The sequence below is a fragment of the Amycolatopsis ruanii genome (assembly GCF_003385175.1).
Lineage (GTDB): Bacteria > Actinomycetota > Actinomycetes > Mycobacteriales > Pseudonocardiaceae > Amycolatopsis_E > Amycolatopsis_E thermalba.
This window is the reverse complement of record NZ_PQHY01000024.1, coordinates 50594-70561: the sequence shown is the minus strand read 5'-3', so window position 1 is coordinate 70561 and position 19968 is coordinate 50594. Positions and strand designations below refer to the sequence as shown.

Sequence of the window (19968 nt, the reverse complement as noted above, 5' to 3'; positions counted from 1 at the left end):
GTGGGGTTCCCGGTCGCCCGCAAGCTGATCGACAGCCACCTGGTGTCCGGTGAGCCGGTGCCGGGTCGCGAGATCGGGTTGCGGGTCGACCAGACCCTCACCCAGGACGCCACCGGCACGCTGGTGATGCAGGAGCTGGAGGCGCTGGGGCTGGACCGGGCGCGCACCGAGGTGAGCGTCCAGTACGTCGACCACAACCTGCTGCAGGCGGACGAGAAGAACGCCGAGGACCACGCGTTCCTGCGCTCGGCGTGCCGTCGGTTCGGGCTGTGGTATTCCAAGCCGGGCAACGGGGTTTCGCACCCGACGCACATGGCGCGGTTCGGGGTGCCGGGGCGCACGATGGTCGGGTCCGACTCGCACACGTGCGCCGCCGGGTCGCTCGGCATGCTCGCGATCGGGGTCGGCGGGCTGGAGGTCGCGATGGCGATCGCCGGGGAGCCGCTGTACCTGCGGATGCCGGAGATCTGGGGGGTGCGGCTGACCGGGTCGCTGCCGGAGTGGGTGTCGGCCAAGGACGTGATCCTGGAGATGCTGCGCCGGCACGGCGTCACGGGCGGGCTGAACCGGATCGTGGAGTACCACGGGCCGGGGCTGGCGTCGTTGTCGGCGATGGACCGGCACGTGATCGCGAACATGGGCGCCGAACTCGGGGCCACGACAACGGTGTTCCCCGCCGACGAGGCGGTGCGTGATTTCTTGCGGGCACAGGACCGGGCTTCGGATTTCGAGGAGCTCGTCGCCGATCCGGACGCGGTGTACGACCTGTCCGACGAGATCGATCTGTCTGCTTTGGAGCCGCTGATCGCGTGCCCGTCGTCGCCGGACGACGTGGTGCCGGTGCGGGAGGTGGCCGGCACCGAGGTGCGGCAGGTGGTGATCGGCTCGTCGGCCAACCCCGGGCTGCGGGACTTCGCCGTGGCGGCGGCGATGGTGCGGGGGCGGCAGACCCATGATGCGGTGAGCTTCGACGTGAACCCGTCGTCGCGGGAGATCCTCGCGGATCTGACGAAGATGGGCGCGACGCTGGATCTGGTGTCCGCGGGCGCGCGGCTGCACCAGGCGGGGTGCCTGGGGTGCATCGGGATGGGGCAGGCGCCTGCGGCCGGGCAGAACTCGCTGCGCACGTTCCCGCGGAACTTCCCCGGCCGGTCCGGGACGCGGGAGGACCGGGTGTGGCTGTGCTCGCCGGAAACCGCGACGGCGGCCGCGCTGACCGGGGTGATCACCGATCCGCGGGAGCTGGCGATGGCCAGTCCGGTGGTCGAGCTCCCCGAGCGCGCGACCGTGAACACGGCGATGCTGGTGCCGCCGCTGCCGCCGGAGCGGGCCGCGCGGGAGGAGCTGGTCAAGGGACCCAACATTTCGGCGCTGCCGGATTTCCCGCCCCTGCCGGACGACGTCGAGGGCGCCGTGTTGCTGAAGGTGGGCGACAACATCTCGACGGACGAGATCTCCCCCGCCGGTGCCGCGGCCCTGCCGTTCCGCTCGAACATCCCGAAGCTGGCCGGCTTCACGTTCACCCGCGTCGACGAGACCTACCCGTCGCGGGCCCGCGAGACGGAGGGCGGGCATTTCGTCGTCGGCGGGGAGAACTACGGGCAGGGGTCGTCGCGGGAGCACGCCGCCATCACGCCGCGGCATCTCGGTGTGGTGGCGGTGATCGCCAAGTCGTTCGCGCGGATCCACTGGCAGAACCTCGCCAACTTCGGCATCCTGGCGCTGGAGTTCACCGACCCGGCCGACTACGACCGCGTCGAGCAGGGGCACGTCCTCGCGCTGCGGGCGTTGCGCTCGCAACTGCCCGAGGGCGAGGAGATCACGGCCACGGACACCACCACGGGCACGGACATCCCGCTCCGGCACCGCCTCTCGCGACGCCAGGTGGAAGCGGTCCTGGCAGGCGGCCGGATCCCACTGCTGGCCCGGCGGTGAACCGGACCACGCGCAACCATCGGCTCATGCCCGTCCGAGGCTGATCTTCAGTTGTCATCATCCAAGCGGGTACCTCCGTTGTGGATCGGGCGGTCAGCGGAGCCAGGATCGCGGCGTCGGGGCGAGGCGGAGGCGGTCGGGGGGCCGTGATGATCGTTCGGTCAGCGCGGGTGGGAGCGGGAGCCGCTCGTGGCCGGGCGGCAACCGGGTCAGCCAGGCGAAAACCTGTTCGCCCTCCCGGATCGGCAGGCGTGGGTAGTCGTTGCGGCGCAAGGAAGTCCGGAAGGACGCGAGCGGTGGTGTGCCCGCTTCCGCGAGTGCGGGCGTGATCTCCTGCCGGAAGACGTCCGGAAACTCCGCCGGATCGTCCGGGTAGGCCACGACGATCTCGAACAGCCCGGATGCCGCCGCCACGGGCGCCGCACCTCCGACACCGGAACCCGCCACCACGCCAGGCGGCCCCGCACCCGCCGCATCCAGGCTTCCCGTCACCGGCTCCAGCAGCAGCACGTCGCCCGAATCCACCATCGTCGCGTTGGCGGTGTGCCGGTGTGTCCGCCAGGCGGGATGCCGCTCGTAGAACGCCGCCAGTGCCTCGGCTCTCCGGGCGGCGTCCGGGAAGCCCCGGATCCACACGAAGCGGTCCGGGTCGTCCAGGTCGCGGAACTGGCCGTACACCCGCATCCCCGCCTCGGCCTGCGACTCCACGAAATGCCGGTCGAACAACGCCACCAGCTCCTCGCGCCGCCCCGGGTGCAGCGTGTACTGCCGGAGCTCGAACAGCTCGCACATCTCGGTCATCGGGTCCCCCCTCGTCGTGGTCCATCAACGCGCCCGAGGCTAGCGGCCACCACCGACAATTCCGGAGCCACCGGTTGCCGCGATCCGGTTTACTTCACCTGTCCGAAAAACTCCGACATCCCGCCGACATCGTCGGCTGCCATCCTGACCCGGCACGATCAAGGAGGCAGCGGTTGAGCACCACCCCAGCACAGGCGAAACAGTCCCCCGCCGAGCGGGTCCTCGGCTTCGTCGAACGGGTCGGCAACCGCCTGCCGGACCCGTTCTTCCTGTTCGTGTACCTGTTCGCGGCACTCGCGGTGATCACCACCGCGGTCGCCGCCTGCCACGTCACCGTCACGGTGCCCGGCACGACGCAACCGGTGGCCGTCAAGGGCCTGTTCACCGGCGAGGGTGTGCGGTTCCTGCTGAGCAAGCTGGTCGACAACTTCGTCACCTTCCCGCCGCTGGGCAACGTCCTGGTGATGCTGCTGGCCGTCGGCCTGGCCGAACGCGCCGGGCTGCTCGAGGCGGCCGTGCGCGCGGTCTTCTCGCGCGCCCCGCGCTGGCTGCTGCCGTTCGCGGTGTCGCTGGTGTCGTTCCAGGCGCACGTCATGGCCGACGCGGGCATCATCGTCATCCCGCCGCTGGCCGCGCTGGTGTTCCGCGCCGCCGGGCGGCACCCGGTGGCCGGCGCGGTGGGCAGTTTCGCCTGCGTCACCGGCGGTTACGGCGCCGGCACGCTGCTCGGCAGCTACGACGCCCTGCTGTCGGGGCTCACGCAGAAGGCGGTGACCGTCGTCCCGGTCGCGGTGCAGCCGCAGGTCACCATGGCGATGAACTGGTTCTTCACCGCGGCGGCCGGGCTGCTCCTGCCGTTCCTCGGCGCGTGGCTGACCGCGCGCGTGCTGGAGCCGCGGCTGGGCCCCTACACCCCGCCCGAAGGCGCCGCGGCGGACGAGAGCGCGGCGCTGACCCCGGTGCAGCGCAAGGGTTTGCGCCGCGCCGCGATCGTGCTCGTGGCCTACGTGGTGGTAGTCGCCGGGGCGTGGCTGCTGCCGGGCAGCCCGCTGCGCGGCGACAACGGCTCGCTGATCAGCTCACCGCTGCTGACCGGGCTGGTGCTGGTGCTGTTCCTGGCGTTCGTGCTCGCCGGGATCACCTACGGCGTCACGACCGGCACCATCACCGGACCGGGCGACGTGCCGTCCATGATGGCCGAGGCCGTCAAGGACATGGCCGGCTACATCGTGCTGATCCTGGCGATCTCGCAGTTCATCGCCGTGTTCACGTGGAGCAACCTGGGCACGCTGCTGGCCGTGCGCGGCGCCGAGTTCCTGCAGTCGGTGCACCTGACCGGGTTCGCCGGCATCCTCGCGTTCGTCGTGCTGGTGTCGGTGCTGAACCTGTTCATCACGTCCGGCTCGGCGCTGTGGTCGCTGGTGGCGCCGGTGTTCGTGCCCGCGTTCATGCTGCTGGGCTACGACCCCGGGTTCGTGCAGGCCGCCTACCGCATCGGTGACTCGGCCACGCAGATCATCACCCCGCTCAGCCCCTACCTGTTCGTGCTGCTGACCGTGCTGCGCCGCTACGAACCGGACGTCCGCCTGGGCACGCTGATCGCCCGCATGTCGATCTTCGTGATCCCGTTCTGGGTGGTGTGGGTGGGGTTGCTCGCCGTGTTCTACTTCGGGGACATCCCGTTCGGCCCGGGGGTGCACGTGCACCTGCCGCGATGAGAGGAGCCCGATGGATCTGGTCGCCCTGCGCCGGGACGTGCACGCGCACCCCGAGCCCGCCTTCTGCGAGGTGCGGACGGCGGCGACGGTGCTGGCGCACCTGCGGGAACTCCCGGTCGAGGTGCGCACCGGCGTCGCGGCCATGCGGCGCGAGGGCGTGCCCGCCTACCCGGACGAGGCCACGCTGCGGCGCTTCGCGGACCGGGCCGTCGAGACCGGCGCGGACGCCGGGGACGTGCGGCGGTTCGCCACCGAGGGCACGGCGATCATCGCCGAGCTGGACGGCCGCCGGCCCGGTCCGGCGTGGGCGTTGCGGTTCGACATGGACGCGCTGCCGGTGACCGAGGCCGACGACCCGGCGCACGCGCCCGCGGCGAACGGGTTCCGCTCCCGCTACGAGGGGTTCATGCACGCGTGCGGGCACGACGGGCACGTGGCCATCGGGCTGGCGCTGGCGCGGCGCCTGGCCGACCGCGACTTCCCCGGGACCGTGCGGTTCCTGTTCCAGCCCGCCGAGGAGGGCGGCCGGGGTGCCCGCGCGATGCTCGCCGCGGACGCCGTCGCCGGGGTCGACCGGTTCCTGGCCGTGCACCTGGGCCTGGACCTGCCGGCGACGGCCGTCGCGGCGGGGATCACCGGCATCTTCGCCACGACCAAGATGCGCGCCCGCTTCACCGGGGTGGCTTCGCACGCGGCGGCGGCGCCCGAGGACGGCCGCAACGCGCTGCTCGCGGCCGCGACGGCCGTGCTCGGCATCCACGGCCTGCCGCGGTTCTCCGCGGCCGACACGCGGGTCAACGTCGGCACCCTGCACGCCGGGGGCAACGTCAACATCGTGCCCGCGGTGGCCGAGCTGACCTGCGAGGCGCGGTCGAAGGACGGGGCGGTGAACGCCGACCTCACCGAGCGGGTCAAGCAGGTGCTGTGCGGGGCCGCGCAGGCACAGGGCGTGGCGGTGGAGATCGAGGAGACCGGCGGTTCGACGTCGCTCACCTGCGACGACGAGCTGTTGGACGCGGTGCTCGCGGCCGCCGACGCGTGCGGTCACGGTGAGCGGGCGGTGCGGCTGCACGAGATGGGCGGCAGCGACGACGCCAGCCTCTTCGCCGAAGCCGTGCAGCGCGCGGGCGGCCTGGCCACGTACACGGTCGTCGGGGGCGGCAACCCGGCGCCGCACCACAACCCGTACTTCGACGTGGACGAGGCGGCGCTGCCCGTCGCGGTCGACGTGCTGGAGGCACTGGTGCGCCAGGCCACACGTACGGATGACAATACGTAGCCGACTCGGTGGTTCGGCGGATGTGTGCTCGTCTTCCCCGCGGGCACCCTTTGTGGTATGACCGCGCAAGAACTGCAGGCCCTGGCCGACACGGCCGCCGGGCTCATCCTGTTCCACAACGGCCTGTGGGGCGCGCCCACCTGCTACATGTGGGCCGGCCCCGACGGCGCCGCGGCCGGGCGCGTCCCGCCCTGGGAGTGCGAGGCGCTCGACCGGCTCAGCTGGCGCAAGCTGATCTCCGCCGCGCCCGGCCCGGGAACCGAGGACGTGCCCGTCGTGCCCACCGAGGCCGGGCTCGCCGAGCTCCGGGCGCAGCGGGCGCACGCAGCCTGAGGATCGCCGCCACCGCACCAGCGCGGTGAACTCCGGCGAACGCCTAGACCTCCAGCTCCGCGTGCACCTCCCGCAGCAGGGCCGCCGCCGCGGGGGACAGTGGTCGCGCCGCCGAGTGGATCACCGAGACCGACCAGCGCAGCGGTTCGGCCAGCGGCACCTCGACCACGCCCGTCATCTCCCCCGCCGCGCCCGCGGGCAGGAAACCCACCCCGAGCCCCTGGCAGATGAGTGCCCGCGCGGTGACGTAGTCCGGCACCTCCAGCGGCACCTGCCGGCTCAGTCCCGCCCCGGCGAAGGCGCGGTCCACCAGCGTCCGGTTCCCCCATCCGGCCGGGAAGTCCACGAAGGACTCCTCCGCCAGCTCGGCGAGCGTCACCGCGCTCCGGCGCGCCATCGGGTGGTCCGGCGCGGCCAGCAGGCTCAGGTCCTCTTCCGCGACGATCTCGTGCGCCAGCCCCGCCGGTGCCCGCCCCGGCAGGGACGCCAGCGCCAGGTCCATCCGCCCGTCCAGCACCGCCCGCACGTGTCCCGCCGAGCCGGAGGGCGAGTACTGCAACCGCACGGCGGCGCGCGGGTGCCGCCGCGAGAACCGCCCCAGCAGCCGCGGCACGTTCACCCGCCCGGTCGACAGGAGCGTGCCCATGGTGACCACGCCGCGCACCTCACCGCTCGCGCCCGCCGCGGCCTGCGCCGCCGCGCGCGCCGCGGCCAGTGCGGTGCGCGCCTCGGGCAGCATGGCCGCGCCGGCGGCGGTCAGGGCGACCCGGCGGCTGTCCCGGTCGAACAGCCCGGCGCGGACCTCCCGCTCCAGCGCGCGGATCGCCGTCGACACCGCCGACTGCACGACCCGGAGCCGCTGGGACGCGCGCGTGAAGCTCAGCTCCTCGGCGACCGCGACGAAGTACGACAGCTGGCGCAGTTCCACACCGGCTATCTAACACCGCGATAGCTGCGAGCGAAAACATTCGTTGGACGAGATGGCCGATCGGGCGCACCCTGGGCTCGTGATCACTGAGACCACCGCCCCGCGCACCGCGTCCCGCCGTCACGGCGCGGGCTTCTGGCTCGTCGCCTACACCTTCGCGGTGACCATGGGCTTTTCCGCGGCCCCGGCGCCGCTGTACGTGCTGTACCAGGCCAAGGACGGGTTCGGCCCGTTCACGGTCACCCTCGTCTTCGCCGCCTACGCGCTCGGTGTGATCGCCAGCCTGTTCGTGGCCGGCCACGTGTCCGACTGGGTGGGCCGCCGCCGCGTGCTAATGCCCGCGGTGCTGGTGAACGTGCTCGCCGGGGTCGTGTTCCTGGCCTGGTCGTCGGTGCCCGCGCTGCTCGCGGCGCGGTTCCTGTCCGGTATCAGCATCGGCATGCTCACCGCGACCGCCACCGCGCACCTGACCGAGCTGCACCTGGCCGCCCGGCCGGGCGCGGCGCGGACCCGGGCCGACGTCGTCGCGACGGCGGCCAACCTCGGCGGCATCGGGCTGGGCCCGCTCGTGACCGGGCTGCTGGCCGAGTACGCAGGCGACCCGCTGCACGTGCCCTACCTGGTGTTCCAGGCGCTGATGCTGCTCGGCGCGCTCGCGGTGACGCTGACGCCGGAAACCGTGACCGCCACGCGCGTGCGCTACCGCCCGCAGCGGGTTTCGGTGCCGCCGCACGCCCGCTCGCGCTACCTCGCCGCGGGGGCGGCCGCGCTCGCCGAGTTCGCCGTGTTCGGCCTGTTCACCTCGCTCGCGCCGGGGTTCCTGGCGAACACCCTGCACCAGCACTCGCACGCGCTGGCCGGGGTGAGCGTGTTCGCCGTGTTCGGGGCCGCCGCGGTCGCGCAGATCGTGCTGGCGCGCACGGGGTTGCGGCGGTTGCTCGCCACCGGGCTCGGGCTGCTGACCGTGGGGCTCGTGCTGGTGACGGTCGCGGTGTGGCTGCCCAGCCTCGCGCTGTTCCTGCTCGGCGCGGTGCTCGCCGGTGCCGGGGCGGGCGCCGGGTTCAAGGGCAGCATCGGGATCGTGCTCGGCCTGGCCCCGGCGGAAAGCCGGGGTGAGGCGCTGGCCGGGCTGTTCCTCGCCGCCTACACCGGGCTCGCGGTGCCGGTGCTCGCGCTCGGGGTGGCCACGCAGGCGGTGGACATCCGGGTCGCGCTGCTCGGGTTCACCGTGGCGCTGCTGGCGATCCTGGCGGCGGTGGTGCGGCGGCTGTTCCGGGCGAGCTGAGCGCCTGCACGTCCGCGTAGGCCGGGACGGGCGGGATCTCGCCGCCGGTGGCGACCGCGCCGGCCGTGCGGGCCACGGCCTCCAGCGCCGCCCGGAACAGCAGCGATCCGCAACTGATCCGCCGCACGCCGAGTTCGCCGAGCCGGTCCAGTGGCGGACCGGACGGCGAGAACAGGACGTTCACCGGGACGTCGGCCGCCGCGACCACCGCGGCGATCGACGTCTCGTCCGGCAGTCCCGGCACGAACACCCCGTCGGCCCCGGCCTCCTGGTAGGCGCGGACGCGGGCGACGGGGTCCTCCCCGGTCGCGAGCCAGTGCGTGTCGGTGCGGGCGTTGACGAACAGGCCGGGCGCGGCGGCCTTGAGCGCGGCGATCAGCTCCTGCTGGTGGGCGGGGTCGGCGAGGCGCCCGTTGTCGCGGCCGTCCTCGATGTTCACCCCGGCCACGCCCAGCGCGGCCAGTTCCGCGCCGAGGGCGGCGACCTCGGCGGGGTCGTCGGCGAAGCCGCCTTCGATGTCGACGGTGAGGTAGCAGGGCAGGCGGGTCAGGCGCCGGGCGAGCGCGACGGTCTCGTCGCGGGTCGCGCCGGTCCCGTCGGGCAGGCCGGCCGCGGCGGCGACACCCAGGCTGGTGGTGCCGATCGCCGGGAAGCCCTCCGCCACCAGGACCGCGGCGGAGGCGTGGTCCCAGGCGTTGGGCAGCAGCAGGGGTTTGCCGGTGTGGTGCAGCTCGGCGAAGCTCATGCCGGCACGCTAGCGCCCGGAATCGTCGGTGCCGGCCGATACGATCGCGTCCGTGAGCAACCCGCACCTGGAACCGGCCCCGGTCTTCACGGGCGCGCCCCTGGCCCGGGCCCGGCGCGCCGCGCTCGTCGTGCACGGGCGGGGTCAGACGCCGGACTACATGCTCGCGATCCTCGACCGGGTCGCGGTGCCGGAGGTCGCGTACGTGCTGCCGCGGGCGGCGGGGCAGACCTGGTACCCGGCCGGGTTCATGCAGCCGCTCGCGGTGAACCAGCCGTGGGCGGACTACGCGCTGGAGGCGATGGCGGCGCACCTGGCGCGCATCGCGGAGGCCGGGATCGCGGCGGAGGAGGTGGTCCTGATCGGGTTCTCGCAGGGGGCGTGCCTGGTGTCGGAACTGCTGGTCCGCTCACCGCGGCGGTATGCCGGGGCCGCCCTGCTGACCGGCGGTTACCTGGGGCCGGACGAGCGCGCGCCGTCGGGCTCGCTGGCCGGCACGCCGGTTTTCGCCGGCACGAGCCGCTACGACGAGTGGGTGCCGCTGGAGCGAGCGGAGGCGACGGCGAGGCTGCTGGAGCGGATGGACGCGGCGGTGACGCTGCGCGTGTACGAGGACCGGGAGCACCTGGTGAACGACGACGAGGTGGGGGAGGTGCGGAAGCTGCTGACTGCCTGACGGGGTGCGCGGACCGGCTGAGGAGGCGGGCACGGGCGAGCCTGCCGGGCTCCCCGGGAGCGCGAGCTTCAGAACCGCCGGGTACAACCCGCAGGCAGCCCAGTTGCGTCCCGCAAGCGCGAGGCGCCGTGCCCGCTCGGCCGCGCGCTTGCCCGGCACGGATCACCGCGCGATCGGCTCCCGGGGGAAGACCCTGGCCCCGCCGGGGGAGCCGCACGCCCGGCCGATTCCGCGCGCCGCCGCTTGGACCAGTGGGGCCAGCGTCGCCGGGTGGGCGCCGCTCGCGTGGACCACCAGGGAGACTGCCGCGATCACCGTGCCCTCGCCGTCCCGCACGGGGGCCGCCACCGAGACCGCGTCGGTCGTCACCTGGCCGTCGCTCACCGCGTAGCCGGTCCGGCGCACCGCCGCGAGCATCTCCCGCAGCCGGGCCGGGTTCGTCACCGTCTTCTCCGTGTACGCCTGCAACGGCGAGCCCAGCACCTCCTCCTGCACCTCCACCGGCGCGTGCGCCAGCAACGCCAGCCCGACACCCGTGGCGTGCAGGGCGAACCGGCCGCCCACCCGCGTCCACACCGGAACCGCCTTGCGGCCCGCGATCCGTTCCACGAACACCAGCTCCAGGCCCTCGCGCACGGCGAGCTGCACGTTCTCGTGCGTGACCTCGTACAGGTCCTCCAGGAACGGCATCGCCGCCTCGCGCAGCCCGAGCCCGCGCGGCGCCAGCGAAGCGACCTCCCACAACCGCAACCCGACCCGGTACCGGCCGTCGGCCCCGCGCTCCAGCGCGCCCCACGCCACCAGCTCCGCCACCCGCCGGTGCGCGGTCGCCAGCGACAGCCCGGCCCGCCGCGCCAGCTCCGACAGCGTCAGCTCCGGGCAGGCCGGCGTGAACGCGCCCAGCAGCGCCAGAACCTTGCCGGTGACACTCCGGACTTCGCCGTCCATCCGATCATCCTGCCCCGCCGCGGTCTACAGATCCAGCACCAGCCGCGGCCCGCACGAACGCGACACGCAGATCATCATCGTGTCGTTCGCCGCCCGCTCCGCGTCGGTCAGCAGCGAGTCCCGGTGGTCCGGCACCCCGTCCAGCACCGGTGTCTCGCACGTACCGCACGTGCCCTCCTGGCACGACGACAGCACGCTCACCCCGGCCTCCTCGACCGCCTGGAGGATCGACTTGCCCGCGGGCACGGTCACCGTCCGGCCGGAGGCCGCCAGCTCCACCTCGAACGCCGTCCGCTCCCCCACGTCCGCGCCCGCCTTCGGGGAGAACCGTTCGACGTGCAGCGAACCCGGCGGCCACGCCGCACAGCGCTGCTCGACCGCCGCCAGCAACGGCTCCGGCCCGCAGCAGTACACCGCCACCCCCGGACGCGGCTCGCCGAGCAGCGCGTCCAGGTCGAGCAGCCCGGTCTCGTCCTGCGGCCGGATCTCGACCCGGTCGCCGTAACGCTCGACCAGCTCCGCGCGGAACGCCATCGACGCCCGCGACCGCCCGCCGTACACCAGCCGCCAGTCCGCGCCGGCGGCGTCGGCCCGCGCGATCATCGGCACGATCGGCGTGATCCCGATCCCGCCGGCGACGAACAGGTACCGCGGCGCGTCGACGAGCCGGAAGTGGTTGCGCGGACCACGGATCCGGACGGTGTCCCCAGTGGACAGACGATCGTGCACGTGGGCCGAACCACCGCGCCCGTCCGGCTCGCGCAGCACCGCGACCTGCAGCGCCGAGGAGTCCGCCGGGTCGCCGCACAGCGAGTACTGGCGCACCAGCCCCTCGCCGAGCACGAGGTCCAGGTGCGCCCCCGGCTCCCACTTCGGCAGCGGCTCGCCGGCGGGGTGCCGCAGGGTCAGCCGCACCACTCCGTCGGCGAGTTCTTCCTTGCGCTCCAGAAGAACGTCGAGTTCCACTTCGGTCAGCACCGCCGTCATCGCGCGCTCCCCGCTCCGGCGAGCACCGGGTCACCGGTGGGCGCCGGGTCGTCGTGGCCGCCGGGATGGGCCAGCAGCCACTCCCACAGCTCGACCGGATCCTCCGACTCGTGCTCGGCGCCGCAGTAGCAGACCCCGACGAGCAGATCGGTGCCGAGCTTCCAGTGGATGCGGTACACGGTGTCGCCGTGCAGCATCGCGGTCCGTTCCGTCATCGCGTGGCGGCCTTCTGCTGTTCCCCGGCCATCTTCTTCAGGATGCGCCGCGCGGCGAGCCCGCCGGTGTCGATGTTCACCGACAGCTCCTGGTACCCCTCGGGCTCGGACTGGATCACCTTCTCCAGGATGTCGAGCGCGACGACGTCCTGGAGCACGACCGTGCGGTTGTTCTCCGCGAGGAAGTCCGAGACCTCCTGGTCATCGAGCGCGAAGTCCCGTGCCACGGCCCAGAAGTCGTGCGTCGAGTGCTCGGTCTCCGGCGTGATCGCGTAGACGACCTCGACGTGGAACCCGTCCGGGTCGGTGCCGTCGGCGTTGGGCAGCACGCCGACCGGCGCGATGCGGCTGTGCAGCAGGTACAGGCACGGCGGGTGGTATTCGATGTCCTGCCAGCGGGTGATGCGGCCGTCGATGCCGGTGGACTCGGCGTAGAACGGCGGGCAGGCCGCGTCGTCCATGTGGCGGCTGACGTAGATGATCCGGCGGTCCTCGTCGACCTCGGTGGTGATCGGGGTGTTCGCGACCTCCGGCGTGCCGATGTAGCCGCCGTGCAGGTAGGTCTCGTGGGACAGGTCCATCAGGTTGTCCACGAGCAGGTCGTAGCGCGCGGCCAGCGGCTCCATGCCGCACACGGTGGTGTAGGCGGGGTCGGCGAGCCACGGCGCGCGCGGGATCAGGGCGGTGTCGGCGCGGGCGGGGTCGCCGATCCACACCCACACGAAGGAATCCTGCTCGGCGACCGGGTAGGACGGCACGCGCGCGGTGCGCGGGATGCGCGCCTGACCGGGGACGAACACGCAGGTGCCGGACGGTTCGTAGGTGAAGCCGTGGTAGCCGCAGACGATCCGGTCGCCGTCCAGGCGGCTTTCGGACAGCGGGTAGCGGCGGTGCACGCAGCGGTCGGCGAGGGCGACGACGTCGCCGGACTCGGTGCGGTAGAAGACGATGGGCTCGCCCAGGATCGTCCTGGCCAGCAGTTCCCGCCCGACCTCGCTCCCGTAGGCGGCGACGTACCACTGGTCGCGCACGAACGCAGTCATCTGCAGCTCCTCTGGTGTAGATGCGACGACCACACTGTGGCCGGGGGCACGGCGCCGGGACCAGCCGTGTTTTCAGCAGGTGAAAGATCACCGGCGCGACTCACTCCTTGCGCTTCGATTATCGAAGCGCCACACTGGTTCGGAAATCGAAGCAGTCCCGGAGGAGGCCCCATGACCCGGATCGCGCCGCTGACCCCGCCCTATCCGCCCGGCATCGAGGACGCCCTGCGCCGCTGGATGGCGCCGCAGGTGTCGCACGATCCGCTGGTGCTCTTCCGCGTGCTGCACCGGCACCCGGAGCTCGCGTCGCGGATGCGGGTGCTCGGCGCCGGCCTGCTCGCCCACGGGGAGCTGCCCGCCGCCGACCGGGAGCTGGTCATCGCGCGGGCGTGCGCGCGCTCGGGATGCGAGTACGAGTGGGGCGTGCACGCGGTGGTGTTCCCCGAGCTCACGGCGGATGAGCTGGCCGCGACGGTGCACGGCGGCGCCGACGCGCCGGTCTGGTCCCGGCGACAGCGGGCACTCGTGGGGGCGGTGGACGAGCTGCACGACACCGCGACGGTTTCGCCCGGCCGGTGGACCGGGCTGGCCGCGCACCTGACCGACACCCAGCTGCTGGAGTTCCTGGTGCTGGCCGGCTGGTACCGGACGATCAGCGGGCTCGCCAACGCCCTCGCCCTGCCACCCGAACCGTGGGCGGCGCGCTTCGGGGAAGATGGTGATCATGCTGGATGAAGAGAGCTTCCTGTTCTTCACCGACCGCGCGCTCGACGGGATGGCGGCGATCCTCACCGCCCTGGGCGACGATCTGGCGAACACGCGGCCGGACCTGCCGGGCGCGAACACGCCCTACGCGATCGTGAACCACTGCGTCGGGGTGATCGCGGCCTGGGCCGGCCAGGTGGTGGCGGGCCGCACCGTGGACCGCGACCGCGAGGCCGAGTTCACGGCCTCCGGCCCGGTCGCCCCGCTCCTCGACCGGCTCGCCCGGGCGCGCGAGCAGCTGCGCGCGGACGCCGCGGCCGCCGACTTCGACGCCCCGCCGCGCGGCGAGGTCCCGGACAAGTACGCGGGCACCCCGGTCGGGCGGCGGCAGGGCACCGCCCTCGTGCACGTCTACGAGGAGCTGGCCCAGCACCACGGACAGCTCGAACTGACCCGCGACATCCTGCTCGCTGCCAGGTCCTAGGAGTCAGGTCCGGAGCAGCCGCCGGAGGATCTTGCCCGTCGGGGACTTGGGGATCCGCTCGACGAACTCGACCTCGCGCACCTTCTTGTACGGCGCGACCCGCCCGGCCACGAACGCCATCAGCTCGTCACCGCCGACGGGCTCCGCGGTGACCACGAACGCCTTCGGTGCCTCGCCGCCCTCGGGGTGCGGCACGCCGACCACCGCGGCGTCCAGCACGGCCGGGTGGGTCAGCAGCACCGCTTCCAGCTCGGCGGGCGCGACCTGGTAGCCCTTGTACTTGATCAGCTCCTTGAGCCGGTCCACGATCCAGAACACGCCGTCTTCGTCGACGCGCACCAGGTCACCGGTGTGCAGCCAGCCGCCGGTGATCGTCGCCGCCGTGGCGTCCGGGTCGTCCAGGTAGCCGTCCATCACCTGCGGGCCGCGGATCAGCAGCTCGCCGGTCTCGCCCGGGGCGACGTCGTCATCCGTCCCCGGCACCACGATCCGCGCCTGCGTGTTCGGCGACAGCCGCCCCACGCTGCCCGGCGGCGTCCGCTCGAAATCCTCGTCGAACACCTGGTGCGTGCCGGGACTGGCCTCGGTCATGCCGTAGCCCTGCCGGATCAGGCAGCCCAGCCGCCGCTGCGCGCGCTCGGTCACCGCCACGTCCAGCGGCGCCGCCCCGCACAGCGCGAACCGCAGGCTGGACAGGTCGTGGTCCTCGACGTGCGGCGCGGTCGCCAGCGCCAGCACCATCGGCGGCGCGAAGTAGGCGCGCGTGACCCGGTGCCGCGCCAGCGTCCGCAGGTACTCGTCCAGCTCGAACCGCGGCAGCGTCACCACCTTCGCCCCGCCGAGCAGGCCCGAGTTGAGGATGATCGTGAAGCCGTAGATGTGGAAGAACGGCAGCACCGCGGCCTGCACGTCGTCCGGCCCGATCCGCCACCCGGCGCGCGTCTGCGCCAGGTTCGCGACCAGGTTGCGGTGCGTCAGCCGCACCCCCTTGGGGATCCCGGTGGTGCCGCTGGAGAACGGCAGCACCGCGACCGTCGTGGCCGGGTCCAGGCCGAGCCGCGCGGCGAGCACGTCGGTGAACAGCGACGTGAACGACCGGGCACGCGGGCGCTCGCCCAGCACGAACACCTCGCCGGCCACCTCGAGTGCCTTGTCCGCCACCGGTTCCGCCGCGATCACCACCCGCGCCCCGGACAGCCGCAGCTGCTTGGCGATCTCCCCGGGGGTCAGCGCCGGGTTGACCGGGGTGACCGCCGCCCCGGCCGCGATCGCCGCGTGCAGGGCGACCACGAACGACGGCTGGTTGTGGCTCATCAGCGCGACGACGTCACCGGGCCCGACGCCGTGCGCGGCGAGGCCCGCCGCCCCGGCCGTCACCGCCGCACGCAATCCGGCGTACGTCAGGGTTTCGCCGGTGCGGCCGTCGACGAGCGCGGTCGCGTCGCCGAAGCGGGCCGCGCCGCCGATCACGTACTCGGTGAGCGTGACGTCCGGGATCTCGACGTCCGGGAGCGGGCTGCGGTGGATCATCTCCGGCTCCTAACCCAGGCCGAGCACGCGGACGGCGTTGTCCTTGAGGATCTTCGGGCGCACGTGGTCCTTGATGTCCAGGCGCGCGAAGTCGGCCATCCACCGGTCCGGCGTGATGAGCGGGTAGTCCGAGCCGAACAGCACCTTGTCCTGCAGCAGGCTGTTGGCGTAGCGGACCAGCTGCGGCGGGAAGTACTTGGGCGACCAGCCGGACAGGTCGATGTGGACGTTCGGTTTGTGCGTGGCCACCGCGAGCGCCTCGTCCTGCCACGGGAACGACGGGTGGGCCATGATGATCGTCAGGTCCGGGAAGTCGATCGCCACGTCGTCGAGCAGCATCGGGTTGGACAGGCCCAGGCGCACTCCCCCGCCGCCGCGCATGTTCGCGCCGATGCCGGTCTGCCCGGTGTGGAACAGCGCGGGCAGGCCGTGCTCCTGCGCGATCTCCAGCAGCGGGTAGGCGCTGCGGTCGTTGGGCGCGAAGTTCTGCAGGCTCGGGTGGAACTTCAGGCCGCGCACCCGGTGATCGGCGATCAGCCGCTCCAGCTGCCGCGCGCCGGCCCGGCCCTTGGCGGGATCGATGCTGGCGAACGGGATGAGCACGTCCGGGTGCCTGGCCGCCGCCTCGGCGATCTCCTCGTTGGACAGCGCGGGGTGCCCGGTGAACGCCTCGATGTCGACGGTGAACAGCACCGCGCCGATGCGGCGTTCGCGGTAGTAGGCGGCGATCTCGTCGATGGTCGGCCGCCGGGCGCCGGCGCCGAAGTAGGCCGAGGACGCCTCGACGAAGTCGTCGGGCAGGGACAGGTGCCCGTGGTCGTCGGTCTCGACGTGGACGTGCACGTCGATCGCCTCGAGCTGACTGAGATCCATGGTTATCAGGTCTACTGATACTCGTGCGGCGCTGTCAACGCCGCTTCTGCTCGCCGGAAGTGTCCGCTTGGATGCACATTCTCCGGAAATGCGCCAGATTCCTGCGAGCCGGATCACGCGCGAGCCGCATCACCCGCACGGCGAAACCAGTTAGCATAGGTCAACTAATTTTCGCTGGTGGGAGTGATGGAAGTGCACCCTGCGCTCGGTCCCCGCTACAAGTGGATCGCGCTGTCCAACACCACGCTGGGCATGCTGATGGCCACGATCAACTCCTCGATCGTGCTCATCGCGCTGCCGGACATCTTCCGCGGCATCGGCATCAACCCGCTGGAGCCGTCGAACACCAGCTACCTGCTGTGGATGATGATGGGCTTCCTCGTCGTCACCGCGGTGCTGGTGGTCGGGTTCGGGCGGCTGGGCGACATGTACGGCCGCGTCCGGATGTACAACCTGGGGTTCGCCGTCTTCGCCGTGTCGTCCGTCTTCCTGGCGATCACCTGGACGACCGGGGACGCGGCGGCGATCTGGATGATCGCCTGGCGCATCGTCCAGGGCATCGGCGGCGCGTTCCTGATGGCGAACTCCAGCGCGATCCTCACCGACGCCTTCCCCCAGCGCCAGCGCGGCCTGGCGCTGGGCATCAACGGCGTCGCCGCGATCGCGGGTTCCTTCCTCGGCCTGGTGATCGGCGGCCTGCTCGGCCCGGTCGAGTGGCGGCTGGTCTTCCTCGTGTCCGTCCCGTTCGGCGTGTTCGGCACGATCTGGGCCTACCTCAAGCTCAAGGACACCAGCGAGCGCCACCGCGCGAAGATGGACTGGTGGGGCAACCTGACCTTCGCGGCCGGCCTCATCGCCGTGCTGGTCGGTATCACCTACGGTATCCAGCCCTACGGCGGCCACACGATGGGCTGGACGAGCCCGTTCGTGTTGTCCTGCCTCATCGGCGGCGCCGCCGTGCTCGTCGTCTTCTGCGTGATCGAGACCAAGGTCGCGAACCCGCTGTTCAACCTCGGGCTGTTCACGATCCGCGCGTTCACCTTCGGCAACCTGGCGAACCTGCTCGCCTCGCTCGGCCGCGGCGGCCTGCAGTTCGTGCTGATCATCTGGCTGCAGGGCATCTGGCTGCCGCAGCACGGTTACAGCTTCGAGCAGACCCCGCTGTGGGCCGGCATCTACATGCTGCCGCTGACCATCGGATTCCTGGTCTCCGCACCGGTTTCCGGCGTCATCTCCGACCGGATCGGCGGCCGGTTCCTGTCCACCGGCGGCATGCTGATCACCGCGGTCAGCTTCGTCCTGCTGGAAGTCCTGCCCGTCGATTTCGGCTACTGGGCCTTCGCCGCCATCCTGCTCCTCAACGGACTCGGCATGGGCCTGTTCACCTCGCCCAACCGGGCCGAGGTGATGAACAGCCTGCCGAACAACGCCCGCGGCGCCGGCGCGGGCATGACCGCGACCTTCCAGAACTCGGCGATGGTGCTGTCCATCGGCTTCTTCTTCAGCCTGATGATCGCCGGACTGGCCGACCACCTGCCGACCGCGATGGCGCAGGGCCTGACCGCTCACGGCGTGCCGGCCGCGGACGCGAACCAGATCGCGTCGCTGCCGCCGGTCGGGGTGCTGTTCGCCGCGTTCCTCGGCTACAACCCGATCGAACAGCTCCTCGGCGGCGTGCTGCACACCCTGCCGCCGGACCAGGCCGCCTACCTGACCGGGCGCAGCTTCTTCCCGCAGCTGATCTCCGGCCCGTTCGCCGACGGTCTCACCGCCGCGTTCTGGTTCGCGATCATCGCCTCGGTGATCGCCGCGCTCGCGTCCTGGTTCACCGGGCCCTCGCGCCGGGCCGCGCCCGGGCAGCCGCACGAGACCGCGGGCTCCGAACTGGCCGCCGCCGCGGGCGAGATCGTCGACGTGAGCGAGCACGACGCCGTGACCGCGGGCCCGGGACGGATCGCCGGTCGGCTCCGCACGGCCGGGGGCACCGCGCTCGCCGGCGGGGTGGTGACCGTGACCGGCGCCGACGGCAGGCAGGCCGCCCGCACCCGGGCCGGCGCGGACGGCGGCTACGCGGTGCCCGGCCTGCGCCCGGGCACCTACACGCTCATCGTCACCGCACCCGGTTTCCAGCCGGAGGCCGCCGCGGTCACGCTCAACGGCTCGGGCGCGGTGCGGGACTTCGTGGTGTCCGGCGGCGGGACCGTGACCGGCATCGTGCGCCGCTCCCCCGGCGGCTCCGGCGCCGGGGACACCGCGGTGGTCGCCACGGACGGCGACGGCCAGGTGCTCGCGCGGACCCGCACCCGCGCCGACGGCACCTTCCAGCTCGCCGGCCTGCCCGCCGGGGAGATCACGGTGACCGCCCACCTGGACGGCCACCGCCCGGCCGCCGCCACCGTCGCGGTGTCCGGCACCGAACCCGCCGTGGCGGACCTGCTGGTCCAGGCCGCCGGCACGCTGCGCGGCACGGTCACCGGGCCGGACGAGCGCCCGGTGCCCGGCGCCCGCGTCACCGTCAGCACCGCCGCCGGGGAACTCGCCGCGACCGCGGTGACCGACGAGCACGGCGACTACCTGGTGGCCGGCCTGGCGCCCGGCGACTACACCGTGGTGACCAGCCTGTTCGAACCCGTGGTGCGGCAGGTCGACCTGGGCGGCGGCGAAACCGCGACCGTCGACGCCGACCTGCGCGCCGGCCGTCCCGAGCAGGCGCGCTCATGACCGAGGTGACCGGGCGGGTGCGCGACGTGGCGGGGATCCCGGTGCCGGGTGCCGTGGTCACGCTCGTCGACTCCAGCGGGCAGCAGATCGCGCGCGGCACCACCGGCCGCTACGGCGGCTACCGGCTGCCCGCGCCCGGCCGGGGCGTCCACGTCCTGATCGCGTCGGCGCCGGCGTACCGGCCGGAGGCGGCCACCGTGACCGTCGGCGGCACCGCGGCCGGTCCGGACCTCGTGCTGGAGAGCGCGACCGGACTCGGCGGCGTGGTGCGCTCGGCCACCACCGGCGTGCCGGTCGCGGACGCGACGGTGACGCTGGCCGACGCGCGCGGCGAGGTCGTCGGCTCCTACCTGTCCGGGCAGGGTGGCGAATACTCCTTCGGCGCGCTGCCCGCCGGGGCGTACACGCTCGCCGTGAACGCCCCGGGGTACCGGCCGGTGGCGGTCGCGGTGCCCATGACCGACGCGTCCGTGCGGCAGGACGTCGAACTGGCCGAGGCGGCGGTGATCCGCGGCTCGGTCACCGTGGGCGACCTGCCGCGCCCGTGGCCGCGGATCACGGTGAGCCTGCTCGACGAAGCGGGCAACGTCACGCGGAGCACGTACGCGGGCGAGGACGGGCGCTACGCCTTCCACGACCTCGAACCCGGGACCTACACCGTCGTCGCTACCAGTTACGCGCCGGTCCGGCAGGCGACGCACGTGGGCGGCGGGCCCGCGCGGCTGGACGTCCGGCTCACCTGAGCGTTTCCGTGCCGCGCAA

19 protein-coding genes are annotated in these 19968 nt (G+C 72.9%); 10 read left to right on the top strand and 9 right to left on the bottom strand.

Features of this window, described 5'->3' with window-relative positions:
- Positions 1-1935, top strand: coding sequence for an aconitate hydratase (locus tag D0D28_RS15815; RefSeq protein WP_116111063.1), 1935 nt, complete (start codon positions 1-3; stop codon positions 1933-1935).
- 93 nt (positions 1936-2028) lie between these two features.
- Here D0D28_RS15815 and D0D28_RS15810 read toward each other — a convergent pair whose 3' ends face one another.
- Entirely contained in the window at positions 2029-2736 is a 708-nt protein-coding gene (locus D0D28_RS15810; protein ID WP_116111062.1) for a putative quinol monooxygenase, read from the bottom strand.
- Positions 2737-2909: 173 nt separating this feature from the next.
- Here D0D28_RS15810 and D0D28_RS15805 point away from each other — a divergent pair, with 173 nt between their 5' ends.
- From D0D28_RS15805 to D0D28_RS15795, 3 genes are read left to right on the top strand one after another with little or no spacing between them, the layout of a single operon-like run.
- Positions 2910-4454, top strand: coding sequence for an AbgT family transporter (locus D0D28_RS15805; RefSeq protein ID WP_116111061.1), 1545 nt, complete (start codon positions 2910-2912; stop codon positions 4452-4454).
- A 10-nt stretch (positions 4455-4464) separates the two neighbouring features.
- A complete protein-coding gene (locus D0D28_RS15800; RefSeq protein ID WP_116111060.1) occupies positions 4465-5733 on the top strand; it encodes an amidohydrolase in 1269 nt (422 codons plus the stop codon).
- Between the two features lie 57 nt (positions 5734-5790).
- Positions 5791-6066 (top strand): hypothetical protein, encoded by a 276-nt coding sequence (locus D0D28_RS15795; RefSeq protein ID WP_094007991.1) that lies wholly within the window; start codon positions 5791-5793, stop codon positions 6064-6066.
- A 43-nt stretch (positions 6067-6109) separates the two neighbouring features.
- On the opposite strand, the gene D0D28_RS15790 is transcribed toward D0D28_RS15795, so the two are convergent.
- A complete protein-coding gene (locus tag D0D28_RS15790) occupies positions 6110-6994 on the bottom strand; it encodes a LysR family transcriptional regulator (protein ID WP_240323224.1) in 885 nt (294 codons plus the stop codon).
- Positions 6995-7073: 79 nt separating this feature from the next.
- Here D0D28_RS15790 and D0D28_RS15785 point away from each other — a divergent pair, with 79 nt between their 5' ends.
- Positions 7074-8279, top strand: coding sequence for an MFS transporter (locus D0D28_RS15785; RefSeq protein WP_094007989.1), 1206 nt, complete (start codon positions 7074-7076; stop codon positions 8277-8279).
- Here the strand turns inward: D0D28_RS15785 and D0D28_RS15780 are convergent.
- On the bottom strand, positions 8218-9024 hold the full coding sequence (locus D0D28_RS15780) for an isocitrate lyase/PEP mutase family protein (RefSeq protein WP_094007988.1): 807 nt from the start codon (positions 9022-9024) through the stop codon (positions 8218-8220). The genes D0D28_RS15785 and D0D28_RS15780 overlap by 62 nt on opposite strands.
- Positions 9025-9076: 52 nt before the next feature.
- Between D0D28_RS15780 and D0D28_RS15775 the strand changes: the two genes are divergently transcribed.
- A complete protein-coding gene (locus D0D28_RS15775; RefSeq protein ID WP_094008012.1) occupies positions 9077-9700 on the top strand; it encodes an alpha/beta hydrolase in 624 nt (207 codons plus the stop codon).
- 162 nt (positions 9701-9862) lie between these two features.
- Here D0D28_RS15775 and D0D28_RS15770 read toward each other — a convergent pair whose 3' ends face one another.
- The 4 genes from D0D28_RS15770 to D0D28_RS15755 are packed head-to-tail and all read right to left on the bottom strand — an operon-like array spanning position 9863 to position 12893.
- Positions 9863-10648 carry an IclR family transcriptional regulator gene (locus D0D28_RS15770; RefSeq protein ID WP_094007987.1) on the bottom strand — a complete coding sequence of 262 codons (786 nt, stop codon included), beginning with the start codon at positions 10646-10648 and terminating at the stop codon, positions 9863-9865.
- A gap of 24 nt (positions 10649-10672) precedes the next feature.
- A complete protein-coding gene (locus tag D0D28_RS15765; protein WP_116111058.1) occupies positions 10673-11635 on the bottom strand; it encodes a PDR/VanB family oxidoreductase in 963 nt (320 codons plus the stop codon).
- Entirely contained in the window at positions 11632-11850 is a 219-nt protein-coding gene (locus D0D28_RS15760; RefSeq protein WP_094007985.1) for a hypothetical protein, read from the bottom strand. Before D0D28_RS15760 ends, D0D28_RS15765 begins: the two co-directional genes overlap by 4 nt.
- Positions 11847-12893, bottom strand: a complete 1047-nt coding sequence (locus tag D0D28_RS15755) for an aromatic ring-hydroxylating dioxygenase subunit alpha (protein ID WP_094007984.1) — start codon at positions 12891-12893, stop codon at positions 11847-11849. The genes D0D28_RS15760 and D0D28_RS15755 overlap by 4 nt, the downstream gene beginning before the upstream one ends.
- A 171-nt stretch (positions 12894-13064) precedes the next feature.
- Here D0D28_RS15755 and D0D28_RS15750 point away from each other — a divergent pair, with 171 nt between their 5' ends.
- Together D0D28_RS15750 and D0D28_RS15745 are read left to right on the top strand one after the other, a co-directional pair.
- A complete protein-coding gene (locus D0D28_RS15750; protein WP_116111057.1) occupies positions 13065-13628 on the top strand; it encodes a carboxymuconolactone decarboxylase family protein in 564 nt (187 codons plus the stop codon).
- The gene (locus D0D28_RS15745; protein WP_116111079.1) at positions 13618-14082 is read left to right on the top strand and encodes a DUF664 domain-containing protein; all 465 of its coding nucleotides are present in this window, start codon (positions 13618-13620) and stop codon (positions 14080-14082) included. The genes D0D28_RS15750 and D0D28_RS15745 overlap by 11 nt, the downstream gene beginning before the upstream one ends.
- A 3-nt stretch (positions 14083-14085) precedes the next feature.
- On the opposite strand, the gene D0D28_RS15740 is transcribed toward D0D28_RS15745, so the two are convergent.
- Positions 14086-15612, bottom strand: coding sequence for an AMP-binding protein (locus D0D28_RS15740; protein WP_116111056.1), 1527 nt, complete (start codon positions 15610-15612; stop codon positions 14086-14088).
- Positions 15613-15621: 9 nt separating this feature from the next.
- A complete protein-coding gene (locus D0D28_RS15735; RefSeq protein WP_116111055.1) occupies positions 15622-16485 on the bottom strand; it encodes an amidohydrolase family protein in 864 nt (287 codons plus the stop codon).
- A 186-nt stretch (positions 16486-16671) separates the two neighbouring features.
- Between D0D28_RS15735 and D0D28_RS15730 the strand changes: the two genes are divergently transcribed.
- Together D0D28_RS15730 and D0D28_RS15725 are read left to right on the top strand one after the other, a co-directional pair.
- On the top strand, positions 16672-19206 hold the full coding sequence (locus D0D28_RS15730; protein ID WP_116111054.1) for an MFS transporter: 2535 nt from the start codon (positions 16672-16674) through the stop codon (positions 19204-19206).
- Positions 19203-19949, top strand: a complete 747-nt coding sequence (locus tag D0D28_RS15725) for an MSCRAMM family protein (RefSeq protein WP_116111053.1) — start codon at positions 19203-19205, stop codon at positions 19947-19949. Before D0D28_RS15730 ends, D0D28_RS15725 begins: the two co-directional genes overlap by 4 nt.
- The last annotated feature ends 19 nt before the right edge of the window (positions 19950-19968 follow it).